Genomic DNA, 13,092 nt, shown 5'->3' on the forward strand with positions numbered 1-13,092 from the left:
GTCGGTTAAGCGGCCCGTTTAGAGAGGGAGGGGCGGGGGGGCAAGAGCTTATCCATTGCCGATCGCCGCGATCCAGTCCGGCAGTTCGTCGATCCGGGCGAGCGAGACATAGCGCGGCTCGTTCACCGGGGCGTCGGCCAGTTCGTGGGCCCAGGTGACGTGATAGGGGATGTGGACGCCGAAGGCGCCGGCGGCGATGGCGGGCAGGACGTCGGACTTCATCGAATTGCCGGCCATGACGGCCTCGGCCGCGCCGGTGCCGTGGCGGGCGAAGATGCGGTCGTAGGTGGAGCGGTCCTTTTCCGAGACGATCTCGACCGCCGCGAACCGGTCGCCGAGGCCCGAGGCGGCCAGCTTGCGTTCCTGGTCCAGCAGGTCGCCCTTGGTGATCAGGACCAGGCGGTAGTGTTCGGCCAGTTCGGAGACCACCTCGTCCACGCCGGGCAGGGTCTCGACCGGATGGGCCAGCATTTCACGGCCCGCGGCCAGGATTTCGCGCACGACCTCGGGCGGGGCGCCGCCTTCGCACAGCTCCATGGCTGTTTCGATCATCGACAGGGTAAAGCCCTTCACGCCATAGCCATAGAGGCGCAGGTTGCGTTGCTCGGTTTCGGCCAGGCGCGCCTCGATGGTCGCGGCGTCGCCGTGATCGTCCAGCAGGTCGACGAACCGCGCATGGGTCAGGCGGAAGATCGTCTCGTTGTGCCAGAGGGTGTCATCGGCATCGAGGCCGACCGTGGTGATGCTCATGCCGCGCCCCTATCATGGGACGAAACGCGAGGGGAGACGGGATGAACGGATCGGCGGTGGTGATCGGGGCGACGGGCGGCCTCGGCCGGGCCCTGGTCGATCGCCTGATCGTGGAGGGCAAGCACCAGACCGTCTGGGCGATATCGCGAACCGGGGAAGAGGTCGCGGGCGCACAGGCCCTGGCGGCCGATCTGGAGGACGAGGCCAGTCTGGCGGAGGCGGCGCGGCGAATCGGCCAGGGCGCGGCGCCGACGCTGATCGTGCTGGCGACGGGCGTGCTGCATGACGGGTTCCAGCCCGAACGGAGCCTGCGGCAGCTCGAGGTGGATCACATGCTCAGGGACTATCGCGTCAACGCCGTGGGGCCGGCGCTGGCGGCGAAACACCTGCTGCCGCTGACGCCGCGCGACCGACGGGCGGTGTTCGCGGCCCTGTCGGCGCGGGTGGGGTCGATCGGCGACAACCGGTTGGGCGGATGGCACAGCTATCGGGCGTCCAAGGCGGCGCTGAACATGATCCTGCGCAATCTGGTGATCGAGATGGCGCGCAGTCATCCGCTGGCCGTGATCGCGGGCCTGCACCCCGGCACGGTGGATACGGGCCTGAGCGCGCCGTTCCAGAAGGGGGTGGCGGAGGGGCGGCTGTTCACGCCCGACTATTCCGCCGAACGGCTGCTGGCGGTCATGGCGGCGCTGACGCCGGCCGACAGCGGCGGGGTGTTCGCCTGGGACGGGGCGCGTATTCCCGAATAACGCATATTCGTGACTTGAGGACGGGACCGGTCTTGCGTCACATGGCCGGCATGTCCGTCAAAGGTTCCGCCCGGCTTTTCAGCCTCTTGTTGCTCAGCTTGCCGCTTTGCGGCGGGCCGGCGGCCCTGGCCTACGCCGAGACCCCGGCGGCGGCGGTCGTGGCCGCGCCCAGCCGCGAGCGGGCGCGGATGAACCAGCGGGTGTTCGACACGGTCTGGAGCGAGGTGCGGCGCGGCTATTACGATCCTGATCTGCATGGGGTGGACTGGGGCGCGGCGCGCGATCGGTTCCGGCCCCAGGCCCTGGCGGCCGCCGACGACCGGGCGCTGTACCGGGTCGTCAATACGATGCTGGACCTGCTGGACGACGGCCATGCGGGCGCCAGCCCGCCGGCCGCCGTGCGCCGCCAGGACGCCCAGTATGCGCGCCGGGCCGTCATGGGCATGACCCTGATGCGGGGCGAGGATCCCGACCTGTGGACGGTGGAACGGGTGCGCGACGGTTCTCCGGCCCAGGCGGCGGGGGTGCAGCTGGGCTGGACCCTGGACAGCGTCGATGGTCGGCCGTGGGGACCGGACGTGGAGGTGCAGGAGGGGACGCCGGTCCATCTGGTTCTGACGGACGAGACCGGGATGCGCCGCGACACCATCCTGACCCCGCAGCTGATGGACGGGCCGCAGCCGTTCACGGCCGACAAGTCCCGGCCGGGGGTTCTGGTGCTGACGGTGGAGCAGTTCGATGCGGGGCTGGGGCGCTGGCTGGGCGGCGAGCTGGACGGTCTGCCGTCGGATGTGGACGTGATCCTGGACCTGAGAGCCAATCCGGGCGGCCGGCTGTGGGAGGCCGAGTCGGTGCTGACCTGTTTCCTGCCGCGCGACCAGGTCTGGGCGACCCGAACCGGACGGAACGGGCGGCCCGTGACCCTGCGGGCTTCAGGCGATTGCGGCGACCGCAGCGCGCCGGTGGCCAATCCGGTCGCGGTCCTGGTGGACCGGGGCAGCCGCAGCGCGGCCGAACTGACGCCCGCCGCCCTGCAGGAGGCCGGGCGGGGCATAGTGGTGGGCGAGAAGACCATCGGCTCGGTCCTGATCGCCCAGGAGACGGACCTGCCGGACGGGGGCAAGCTGACGCTGAGCCGGGCGAACTTCGTCACGGCGGGCGGGGTGCGGCTGGAGAAACGCGGCGTCACCCCGGACATCGCGGCGCCCCGCACCGTGAGCCAGCGCCGCGCGGGCGAGGACCCGACGCTGGAGGCGGCCATCGCCGCGCTCCAGGCGCAGGGAGCGGACCGGGTCCGGTCGGCCGACCAGCCCGCCGGCCTTTAGATCAGCAACACTTGAAGGCGCCCGAGCCGCCGAAGCGACGCTGTTCGTGCAGGCGGAAGAAGGCGATCTTGTCCAGCGGGGGCTGGTCGGGATGGGTCGTGGCCGCGTGGCGGACATAGGCGTCGTAGTCGGGCTGGCCGATCATGGCCCCCGCCGTCCGCTTGACGCCGCGACCCCACCGCAAGGCGGTGTCGCGGCACAGGCAGAGCAGGTCGTCCGGCGTGGCGGCGGGAGCCGGCCCGGACTGGAGCCCGGACTTAGGCACGGGCGATATCCGCCGCGTCGTCGGACGCCGTCAGCTCGTGCGCCTCGGGATATTCGCGCACGGTCGGCCGGTTGCTGCGATAGGCCTTGAGGCAGGCCAGGACGCCGTAGACCACCATGGTCACGACCACGAACAGGAAGGCCGCCGTCAGGGTCGAGTTGACGTAGTCGTTGACGATGATGCGGTGCATGTCGCCCACGGTCTTGGCCGGGGCGATCAGTTCGCCGGCGCCCAGGGCCTCCTGGTACTTGCGGGCGTGGGCCAGGAAGCCGATGCGGACCTCGGGATGAAACAGCTTCTGCAGGCCCGCCGTCAGGGTGCAGATCAGCAGCCAGGTCGCCGGGACGACCATGACCCAGGCGAACTTCTCGCGCTTCATCTTGAACAGGACGACCGTGCCCAGGATCAGGGCGATGGCGGCCAGCATCTGGTTGGCGATGCCGAACAGGGGCCACAGGCTGTTGATGCCGCCCAGGGGATCGACCACGCCGGTGTAGAGGAAATAGCCCCACAGGCCGACCGTAAGGGCGGTGGCGACGACATTGGCGCCCCAGGACTTGGTTTCGCGCATCTTGGGCACGGCCACGCCCAGCAGGTCCTGGATCATGAAGCGGCAGACGCGGGTGCCGGCGTCGACCGTGGTCAGGATGAACAGGGCCTCGAACAGGATGGCGAAGTGGTACCAGAAGGCCATCATGGCCTTGCCGCCGATCACGCCCGACAGGATGTGGGCCATGCCGACGGCCAGGGTCGGGGCGCCGCCCGCACGCGACAGGATCGAGTGCTCGCCCACGTCGCGGGCCAGTTGCTCCAGCTCGCCGGGGGTGATGTGGAAGCCCCACTGGGCCACGGCGGCGGCGGCCGAGACCGCATCATTGCCGATGATGGCGACCGGGCTGTTCATGGCGAAATAGACGGCCGGGTCCAGGACCGTGGCGGCGATCAGGGCCATGACGGCGACGAAGCTTTCGCACAGCATGGCGCCATAGCCGATCAGTGGGATCTGGCTTTCGTTCTCCAGCAGCTTGGGCGTGGTGCCCGAGGAAATCAGGGCGTGGAAGCCCGACACGGCGCCACAGGCGATGGTGATGAACAGGAAGGGGAACAGGGCGCCGGCGAAGACCGGGCCGGTGCCGTCGATGAAGGGGGTGACGGCCGGCATCTGCAGATGCGGCCGCACGATCAGTATGCCGATGGCCAGGGCGACGATGGCCCCGATCTTCAGGAAGGTCGACAGATAGTCGCGCGGCGCCAGCAGCAGCCAGACCGGAATGACCGAGGCGATGAAGCCATAGACCATCATCAGTATGGCCAGGGTCGGGCCGGTCAGGGTGAAGGCCGGGCCCCAGAACGGATCGGCCGCCACATGGCCGCCGCCGATGATGGCCAGGATCAGCAGGACCACGCCGATGATCGAGACCTCGCCCACGCGACCAGGCCGCAGATAGCGGGTGTACAGGCCCATGAAGATGGCGATGGGGATGGTGGCGGCGACGGTGAAGGTGCCCCACGGGCTCTCGGCCAGGGCCTTGACCACGACCAGGGCCAGAACGGCCAGGATGATGACCATGATCATCAGGACGCCGACCTGGGCGATGATGCCTGGGATATTGCCCATTTCGGTGCGGATCATGTCGCCCAGCGACTTGCCGTCGCGTCGGGTGGACATGAACAGGACCATCATGTCCTGAACCGCACCGGCCAGCACGGCGCCGACCAGGATCCACAGCACGCCGGGCAGATAGCCCATCTGGGCGGCCAGCACCGGCCCGACCAGCGGCCCCGCGCCGGCGATGGCGGCGAAGTGGTGGCCGAACAGGACGTTGCGCGGCGTGGGCACATAGTCGAGGCCGTCGTCGCGACGGACGGCGGGTGTCGGGCGCGAGGGCTGCAACTGCATGACCTTGTTGGCCAGGAAGCGGCTGTAGAAGCGATAGGCGATGGCGTAGGTGCAGACCGCCGCCACCACCATCCAGACCGCGCTGATGCTCTCCCCCTGGTGCAGGGCGATGACGCCGAGGGAGACGGCCCCCAGAATGGCGATGACGCCGAAGATGATAGGGGTGCTGAGTTTGCCCACGAAAATACTCCTGCCTGACCGCCTGACGGTCACTCAACGCCTGTTTGCACGACAAGCTTCCGCAAGGCCAATCGACTAAAGTCGTAGGCGGCCGAGCGGCGGCCGTTTCCGACCCTGTGCCCGAAAAACAGGGTCTGAATAGTCTGAATAGTCTGAAATCGACCGAACCGCGTTCGCCGTCATGCCCGTTCTCCCGCGCGACGCCTATCACGTCCCGACGTCGGAATTGGACGCAGACACCCCCGTGCATTCCGCCCGATCCCTTGCTAAGCGCATCGGATGATCGCTCGCCTTCGCCCCGTCCCGTTCGACCTCGGTCCCGTCCATTTCGTCGGCATCGGCGGCATAGGCATGAGCGGCATCGCCGAGATCATGCTGAAGATCGGCTATTCGGTTCAGGGCTCGGACGCCAAGGCCAGCGCCAATACCGAACGGCTGGAGAAGCTGGGCGCGCGGATCTTCATCGGCCACGATTCCGCTTACGTCAGCGAGGGCGTGTCGGCCGTGGTCTATTCGACGGCGGTCAAGGCCGACAATCCCGAGATGAAGGCCGCGCGCGAGCGTCGCATCCCCCTGGTGCGCCGGGCCGAGATGCTGGCCGAACTGATGCGTCTGCAATTCTCCATCGCGGTCGGCGGCACCCACGGCAAGACCACGACGACCTCGATGGTCGCGGCCCTGCTGGATGCGGCCGGTCTGGACCCGACGGTGGTCAACGGCGGCATCATCAACGCCTATGGCACCAACGCCAAGGTCGGCGACGGCGACTGGATCGTGGTCGAGGCGGACGAGAGCGACGGCAGCTTCCTGCGACTGAAATCGACGGTCGCCATTGTGACCAATATCGACCCGGAACATCTGGACCATTACGGCGACTTCGACGCCGTGCGGAAGGCCTTCGTCGATTTCGTCGAGAACATCCCCTTCTATGGTTTCGCCGCCGTCTGCCTGGACCACCCCGAGGTGCAGAAGCTGGTCGCCTCCATCGATAACCGGCGGCTTGTGACTTACGGGATCAATCCCCAAGCCATGGTGCGGGCTGACAACTGCCAGATGGGGCCGGACGGCGCCCGCTTCGACGTCGTGATCCAGAACGGCGAGACCCACCGGATCGAGAACCTGCACCTGCCGATGGCCGGCTGGCACAATGTCTCCAACGCCCTGGCCGCCATCGCCGTGGCGCGCGAGCTGGACGTGTCCGACGAGGCGATCCGCGAGGGTCTGGCCGGCTTCGGCGGGGTCAAGCGCCGCTTCACCACCACCGGCGTCGTCAACGGCGTGCGCATCGTCGACGACTATGGCCACCATCCGGTCGAGATCGTCGCCGTGCTGAAGGCCGCGCGCCAGGTGACTGAGGGCCGGGTCATCGCCGTGGTCCAGCCGCACCGCTACACCCGGCTGCGCGACCTGATGAACGAGTTCTCGACCGCCTTTTCCGACGCAGACAGCGTGATCGTCGCCGACGTCTATCCGGCCGGGGAACAGCCGATCGAAGGGGTGGACAAGCACGCCCTGACCGACGGCATCCGCCGCTATGGCCACCGCCATGTCCAGGCGCTGGAGAACGCCGCCGTCCTGCCGCGCCTGATCAAGGAAGAGGCCAAACCGGGCGATGTGGTCGTGCTGCTGGGCGCCGGCGACATCACCAGCTGGGCCTATGGCCTGCCGGCGCAGCTGGAGGCGTTGGGGTGAGGCTCGGCTTGTCCGGGGGGTTCGAAAGTATATATTATGGTGTGACGGTATATCCCTGGAGGATGTCGTGGCGCTTTATGTGAAGGACCCGGAAGTCGATCAGATGGCTGAACGCCTCAGCCGCATCGCAGGGATCAGCAAGACGGAGGCGGTGCGCCGCGCGCTGCGCCGTCAGTTGGAGCAGGTCGAGACGCCGTCCGACTTTGTCGAGCGCGGCCTTGCCTTCACCCGCGCTCTAATAGCTCGGGGCGACCTCGCCGAGGGCCAGCCGGTGGACAAGGCTTGGATCGACAGCCTCTATGAGGACGACTGATGTTCGTGGACGCTTCGGCGCTTACGGCCATCCTGACCGATGAGGACGACGCGCGGCTACTCTATGCGCGCCTGGAAGCCTATCCTCTTCGGACGACGTCGCCCATGGCCGTCTGGGAGGCGGTCCTCGCGGTCGCGCGTCGGCTGAAACTGGACATCACCGACAGCGAAGCCGCCGTTGAGGCGTTCTTGAAGACCTTCAATATCGAGGTGGTCGCCATTCACGCCGAGGTGCGACACGAGGCGATCCGCGCCCACGTCCGATACGGCAAGAGCCGTCACCCGGCGGCATTGAATTTCGGCGACTGTTTCGCCTATGCCTGCGCCCGCCACGCGCGGTCGCCCCTGCTGTACAAGGGCGACGACTTTTCCCGGACCGACATCGAAGCCGCATGACCGAGATCACCCTTCCCCCCGTTCGCGGCAAGCTTCTGCGGGACGAACCGCTCGGCCCCTACACTTGGTTCCGCGTCGGCGGCGCGGCTGAGGCCCTGTTCATTCCGGCGGACGCCGAAGATCTGGCTGATTTCCTGAAGGCGCTGGACCCGTCCGTCCCCGTGACCGTGCTGGGCGTCGGATCGAACGTCATCGTCCGCGACGGCGGGGTCGAGGGGGTGGTGATCCGTCTGGCGGGCCGGCCTTGGGCGCTGGTGACGACGGACGGCGACACGATCACGGCCGGCGCCGGCGCGCTGGACTCCATGGTGGCCAAGGCGAGCGCCAAGGCGGGGCTGGCGGGGCTGGAATTCTACGCCGGCATTCCGGGCACGGTCGGCGGGGCGCTGACCATGAACGCCGGTTGCTACGGATCGGAGACCAAGGATGTTCTGGTCTCGGCCTGGGGCCTGACGCGGTCGGGCGAACGGGTCGACTACGCCCTGGCCGACTTCGGCTACACCTATCGCCATTCGCAGGCGCCGGCCGACATCATCTGGGTCGAGGCCGTCTATCGCGGAACGCCGGACGATCCCGCCGCCGTCCAGGCCCGCATCACCGAGATCACCAGCCGCCGCGAAACCACCCAGCCGATCCGCGAAAAGACCGGCGGTTCGACCTTCAAGAATCCGCCCGGCCATTCGTCGTGGAAACTGGTCGACGAGGCCGGCTGGCGCGGCAGACTGCACGCCGAAACCGGAGGAGGGGCCATGTTCAGCGACCTCCATTCCAACTTCATGATCAACCCCGGCGAGGCCACCGCCGCCGACATCGAAGGCCTGGGCGAGGCGGTGCGCGCCGACGTCCTGGCGAAGACCGGCGTTCAGCTGGACTGGGAGATCAAGCGGATCGGCCGGCCTCTGTCGTAAATCTGAGATTGATTGACGGGGCGACTTAGCGTTAGCGGAACGGGACTCGGGGGAGAACCGCAGATGAAACGCTTAATCGCCGCCGTGGGCGTCTTGGCCGCCGTGGCCGGTCCGGCTCAGGCTCAACTCGTCACGCGCGCGCCCGTCGGCGCGGCCGTCGGCAGCGAAGGGCCCCGTGTCGACATCACGCGATCCAGCGCCGGTTACGCCTATTTCAACCGCGCGGGCGCGGACATCGACCAGCACGACGCCGCCGTCCGCGCCTGTGTGGTCGAGGCGCGGCGGATGCGCCAGCCTGACGACAACGGAGCGGCGGGCGCTGCGGCGGCTGGGGGCCTGTTGGGCGCCCTGATCGTCGGCGTCATCCAGGGCGCCGTCAACGGCATGCAGGAACGGCGGGGCGTCGCCGCCAATCTGGAAAACTGCATGGTCGTCAACGGCTGGCGCGTCGTGCGGCTGGAAGAGGCAGACGGCAAGACCCTGGCGGACTTGGAGCAGCCGGCCCTGCGCGCCGCCCTGGCGACCCGTGTCGGCGCCGATCAGCCCGCAGGCGAGGTGGTTCGGGTCTACGACAATGACGCCGCACGCGGCACGACGGTGGTGATCGGTCGTTCGGGCGACCTCGACAAGCCGTCCCTCAGCCTCCAGTCCCTGGCGCCGGACACGACCGAGCCCGCTGCCGCGCGGAAGGGCCCCGAGGCGCCGCGCAGCGCCCGCCCCCCGCGCGCCCTGAAGCCCGAGGATGTCGCCCTGACCGAGGGGAGCGCCCTTGTGACCGTTCGGTTGACCGGAATGGCGGAGCAGGGCGGACGCACCCTGTTCTTCACCCGCGCGGGGCCGCGACCCGACGTCTATGGCTGGGAGGCCGACGGCCGGCCGGCGCTGTTCGCCGTCGCCTTGCCGACCCGTGGCGCGGTGCGCGGCGACCGCACGCGCGCCGTGACCCAGACCTTCTCCGTGCCGCCCGGCCGCTGGCGGCTCAGCGCCCTGAATGTCGGACAGTACATCACCCACTTCTGCCTCGGCGCCACCGGCTTCGACGTCAGGGACGGTGAGGCGGTCTACGCCGGCGCCTTTGACCTGTCGGGCGAGCGGCTGGCGCCGGACATGCGCGTGCCGGACGACCTGCTGGCGCCGTCGGCGCCCGCCGCCACGGCCGGAGTGCGCCATAGGGCGGCCGAATGGTCCTATGGCGACCGGGAACAGTGCCAGGGCGCCTATCTCTACGCCCTGGACGTGACTCCCGCCCCAGCGTCGCCTGCGCCTTCGGTCACGGTCGAAGCGACGCCGGTCGTCGTGGTGGAAACATCCCCAGCCGAGGCTTCGCAATGATGTCCGAGCCCGTTTGGTTGACGCGCTGTTAAGAACCTGCGCGGCATCCAGACAGCTCTGGAGCCGCCGATGACCCGCGCAATCAAAGACCTTCATGTCGCCGTCCTGATGGGCGGTCTTTCCGCCGAGCGGGAGGTGTCGCTGACCTCCGGCGAGCAGTGCGCGCAGGCGCTGGAGCGGCAGGGCGTGCGCGTCAGCCGCGTGGATGCGGGGCGCGACCTGGCCAATGTGCTGTCGGGTCTGATCAAGCCGGACGTGGTGCTGAACTGCCTGCACGGCGCCTGGGGCGAGGACGGCTGCGTCCAGGGCGTGCTGGAGACCCTGCGGATTCCCTATACCCATTCCGGGGTTCTGGCCTCGGCCCTGGCCATGGACAAGAACAGGTCCAAGGCCGTGCTGAAGGCGGCGGGCGTCAAGGTGCCCGGCGGCGGTCTGTACGACCGGCACGAGGTGGCGGCGCGCCACGTGATCGAGCCCCCCTATGTGGTCAAGCCGAACGCCGAAGGCTCGTCCGTCGGCGTCTATCTGGTTAGCGAGGGCGCCAATCGGCCGGTCGCCGAGGTGGGCGAACCCGGCTGGGCCTATGGCGAACAGGTGATGGTCGAACCCTATATCGCCGGCAAGGAGTTGGCCGTCGCCGTGATCGGCTATGCGGACGGACCGCGCGCCCTCACCGTGACCGACATCACCCCGACCAAGGGCTTCTACGACTACGAGGCCAAGTATGCGCCCGGAGGCTCCGTCCACGTCCTGCCCGCCGTCCTGCCGCCCGCCGTGTTCGAGGCGGCCCTGCGTCAGGCGGAGGCGGCGCACGTCGCCATGGGTTGCCGAGGCGTGTCCAGAAGCGACTTCCGTTATGATGATGTTAAGGACGATCTGGTTCTGTTGGAGGTCAACACTCAGCCGGGCATGACGCCGACCTCGCTCGCTCCCGAGCAGGCCGCCCATACCGGAATGAGCTACGAAGACCTGGTTCGGTGGATGGTGGAGGACGCCTCATGCCCGCGGTAGTTCGCGGCGGTCGGCGACAGAGTTCGGGTTCCTCGCGTGGCGTCGCCTCCAAGAAGGGCGGGCGGCCACGCGGCGGCGCGCCCAAGCCCGCGTCCGCCATCCCCGGCAAGATGGCCGCCATCGGCCGTATCGATGTTTCACCCCGCACCGTCATGATCGCCCTGGGCGCCAGCGCCCTGCTGGTGATCGGGGTTCTGGCCACCGGCGCCCGCGCCGAACGGATCGGCCAGTCGGTTTCCCACGGGATCGACGGGGTGACGGCGGGCATGGGGCTGACGCTGAAGCGGGTTCATATCACCGGCGCCTCGGCCGAGGCCGAGCCGGCGATCCAGCAGGCCCTGGGCCTGTATTCCGGCCAGCCGATCACCAGCCTGGACCTGAACGCCATCCGCGAACGCGTGCAGGGCGTCGGCTGGGTGCGCGAGGCGCGCGTGGTGCGCCTGTTGCCCGACACCCTGATCGTCGAGATCAAGGAACACGATCGTCTGGCCGTCTGGCAGGACGCCGGCCAGATCAAGGTCATCGACGCCCAGGGCCAGGTGATCCAGGGCGCCGACGCGCGCCGCTATCCGACCCTGCCCCTGGTCGTCGGCAAGGGCGCCGACCTGGCCGCCGGCGAGGTCCTGCCTCTGCTGGCCCAGCGCCCGCGCCTGATGAGCCGGGTGGACGCCCTGGTGCGAGTGGACGAACGCCGTTGGGACCTGCGCCTGAAAGACGGCAGCCTGATCCAACTGCCCGCCGTCGAACAGGAGGCGGCCCTGATCCGTCTCGACGCGCTGGATCAGCGCGAACGCCTGCTCGACCTGGGCTTCGCCCGGGTCGATCTCAGAACGCCGGACGAGGTCGCCGTGCGACCCGTCGCCGACGCTTAAAGGACCAGTACGACATGTCGGGCAAGCAGCGCGGATCGGCGAATGACCAGGGCCGGGGCATGGACCCCCGCGCCGGCCGCGCCCCCGTGATCGCCGCCCTGGACATCGGCCAGTCCAAGGTCTCGTGCTTCATCATGAAGCCGGACGGCGTGCGTCACGCCGACCGCACCATCCGCGTCGCCGGCGCCAGCCATGTCCAGTCCAAGGGCGTGAAGGGCGGCGCCATCATCAATATGGACGAGGCCGCCCAGGCCATCGGCCACGCCGTCGAACGCGCCGAGCGTGCGGCCCAGAGCCCCGTCTCCGGCGTCGTCGTCACCACCGCCATCGGCCAGATGGCCAGCCACCGGGTCCAGGCCCGGGTGTCCCTGGGCGCCAATCCGGTCGGGGACGCCGATCTGGCGCGCGCCATCGGCATGGCCCTGGCCCAGATCCGCCTGCCCAACCGCCGCCCGATCCACGTCCTGCCCATCGCCTGGTCGGTGGACGGCGCGCGCGGCGTGCATGATCCGCGTTCGATGCGCGGCGGTTCGCTGGGGCTCGACCTGCTGGTCGTGTCCATGGCCGAGAATGTCTTCACGACCCTGAGCCTCTGCCTTGAGCTGGCGCATCTGGATCTGCAGGGCGTGGCCGCCGCGCCTGTCGTGTCGTCGCTGGCTGCGCTGGAAGAGGACGAGATGGATCTGGGCGCCGTCTGCATCGACATGGGTGGCGGCTCGACCAGCGCCGCCGTCTGGGGCGGCCGGTCCCTGCTGCACATCGAAAGCCTGAACGTCGGCGGCGACCATGTCACCTCGGACATCGCGCGCGGCCTGTCGACGTCCAAGGCGGGCGCCGAACGGCTGAAGACCCTGCACGGCTCGGCCATGGCCAGCGCCAACGAGGACCGCGAAATGCTGGAGGCTCCGCCGCGCGGCGAGGACGCCTCGGCCGGCCCGGTCATCGTCCCGCGCGCCATGCTGAAGACCGTCATCGCCCCGCGCGTGGAAGAGACGCTGGAGCTTCTGCGCGACCGGCTGAAGAACGCCGGCGTGGGTCTGGAGCCCGGCGCGGGCCTGGTCCTGACCGGCGGCGCCAGCCAACTGAACGGGGTGCGTGAACTGGCTGTGCGGGTGTTCGACCGCCCGGTCCGCCTGGGCAAGCCCCAACGGGCGCCCCATTTGGCCGACGCCGCCTCCGGTCCGGCCTTCTGCGCCACCGCCGGAGTCCTGCTGCGCGCCGCCTACGGCCCGCGCGAGGCCGTGTCGGCCAGGAAGCTTATGGCGCGGCAGATCACGGCGGCGGACGCGCCGAGAATCCATCGCGGGAATGTGGTGGGGCGTGTGGCTGGGTGGCTGAGGGACAACCTCTAAGGCCGCCCAACGCGCAAGAAAAAAGGCCCGCCAAACGGCGGGCCT

The 13,092-nt window shown here is 69.0% G+C and carries 13 protein-coding genes; 10 read left to right on the forward strand and 3 right to left on the reverse strand.

Features of this window, described 5'->3' with window-relative positions:
* Positions 1–48: 48 nt before the first annotated feature.
* Positions 49–750 carry an HAD family hydrolase gene (locus AC07NC_RS03625; protein ID WP_494568616.1) on the reverse strand — a complete coding sequence of 234 codons (702 nt, stop codon included), beginning with the start codon at positions 748–750 and terminating at the stop codon, positions 49–51.
* A gap of 41 nt (positions 751–791) precedes the next feature.
* Between AC07NC_RS03625 and AC07NC_RS03630 the strand changes: the two genes are divergently transcribed.
* The gene (locus AC07NC_RS03630; RefSeq protein ID WP_494568617.1) at positions 792–1,502 is read left to right on the forward strand and encodes an SDR family NAD(P)-dependent oxidoreductase; all 711 of its coding nucleotides are present in this window, start codon (positions 792–794) and stop codon (positions 1,500–1,502) included.
* A gap of 41 nt (positions 1,503–1,543) precedes the next feature.
* Positions 1,544–2,827, forward strand: a complete 1,284-nt coding sequence (locus AC07NC_RS03635) for a S41 family peptidase (protein WP_494568659.1) — start codon at positions 1,544–1,546, stop codon at positions 2,825–2,827.
* A 1-nt stretch (position 2,828) separates the two neighbouring features.
* On the opposite strand, the gene AC07NC_RS03640 is transcribed toward AC07NC_RS03635, so the two are convergent.
* Together AC07NC_RS03640 and AC07NC_RS03645 are read right to left on the reverse strand one after the other, a co-directional pair.
* Positions 2,829–3,092: a YbdD/YjiX family protein gene (locus AC07NC_RS03640; RefSeq protein ID WP_369733635.1), complete on the reverse strand. Its 264-nt coding sequence runs from the start codon at positions 3,090–3,092 to the stop codon at positions 2,829–2,831.
* Positions 3,085–5,172: a carbon starvation CstA family protein gene (locus tag AC07NC_RS03645; RefSeq protein ID WP_008259890.1), complete on the reverse strand. Its 2,088-nt coding sequence runs from the start codon at positions 5,170–5,172 to the stop codon at positions 3,085–3,087. Before AC07NC_RS03645 ends, AC07NC_RS03640 begins: the two co-directional genes overlap by 8 nt.
* Before the next feature lie 279 nt (positions 5,173–5,451).
* On the opposite strand from AC07NC_RS03645, the gene murC reads away from it, so the two are divergent.
* The 8 genes from murC to ftsA all read left to right on the forward strand — a co-directional run bounded on the left by murC (position 5,452) and on the right by ftsA (position 13,047).
* Complete coding sequence (gene murC / locus AC07NC_RS03650; RefSeq protein ID WP_494568618.1) at positions 5,452–6,864, forward strand: UDP-N-acetylmuramate--L-alanine ligase; 1,413 nt, start codon at positions 5,452–5,454, stop codon at positions 6,862–6,864.
* 67 nt (positions 6,865–6,931) lie between these two features.
* Entirely contained in the window at positions 6,932–7,177 is a 246-nt protein-coding gene (locus AC07NC_RS03655) for a type II toxin-antitoxin system VapB family antitoxin (RefSeq protein ID WP_494568619.1), read from the forward strand.
* Complete coding sequence (locus AC07NC_RS03660) at positions 7,177–7,572, forward strand: type II toxin-antitoxin system VapC family toxin (protein ID WP_494568620.1); 396 nt, start codon at positions 7,177–7,179, stop codon at positions 7,570–7,572. The genes AC07NC_RS03655 and AC07NC_RS03660 overlap by 1 nt, the downstream gene beginning before the upstream one ends.
* Positions 7,569–8,480 (forward strand): UDP-N-acetylmuramate dehydrogenase, encoded by a 912-nt coding sequence (gene murB, locus AC07NC_RS03665; RefSeq protein ID WP_494568621.1) that lies wholly within the window; start codon positions 7,569–7,571, stop codon positions 8,478–8,480. Before AC07NC_RS03660 ends, murB begins: the two co-directional genes overlap by 4 nt.
* A 63-nt stretch (positions 8,481–8,543) precedes the next feature.
* Positions 8,544–9,812: a hypothetical protein gene (locus AC07NC_RS03670; protein ID WP_494568622.1), complete on the forward strand. Its 1,269-nt coding sequence runs from the start codon at positions 8,544–8,546 to the stop codon at positions 9,810–9,812.
* A gap of 69 nt (positions 9,813–9,881) precedes the next feature.
* The gene (locus tag AC07NC_RS03675; protein WP_494568623.1) at positions 9,882–10,823 is read left to right on the forward strand and encodes a D-alanine--D-alanine ligase; all 942 of its coding nucleotides are present in this window, start codon (positions 9,882–9,884) and stop codon (positions 10,821–10,823) included.
* A complete protein-coding gene (locus AC07NC_RS03680) occupies positions 10,811–11,695 on the forward strand; it encodes a cell division protein FtsQ/DivIB (RefSeq protein WP_494568624.1) in 885 nt (294 codons plus the stop codon). Before AC07NC_RS03675 ends, AC07NC_RS03680 begins: the two co-directional genes overlap by 13 nt.
* Before the next feature lie 59 nt (positions 11,696–11,754).
* Complete coding sequence (gene ftsA / locus AC07NC_RS03685) at positions 11,755–13,047, forward strand: cell division protein FtsA (protein ID WP_494568660.1); 1,293 nt, start codon at positions 11,755–11,757, stop codon at positions 13,045–13,047.
* Positions 13,048–13,092: the final 45 nt, after the last annotated feature.

The organism is Brevundimonas sp. GW821-FHT10A07, assembly GCF_059415785.1.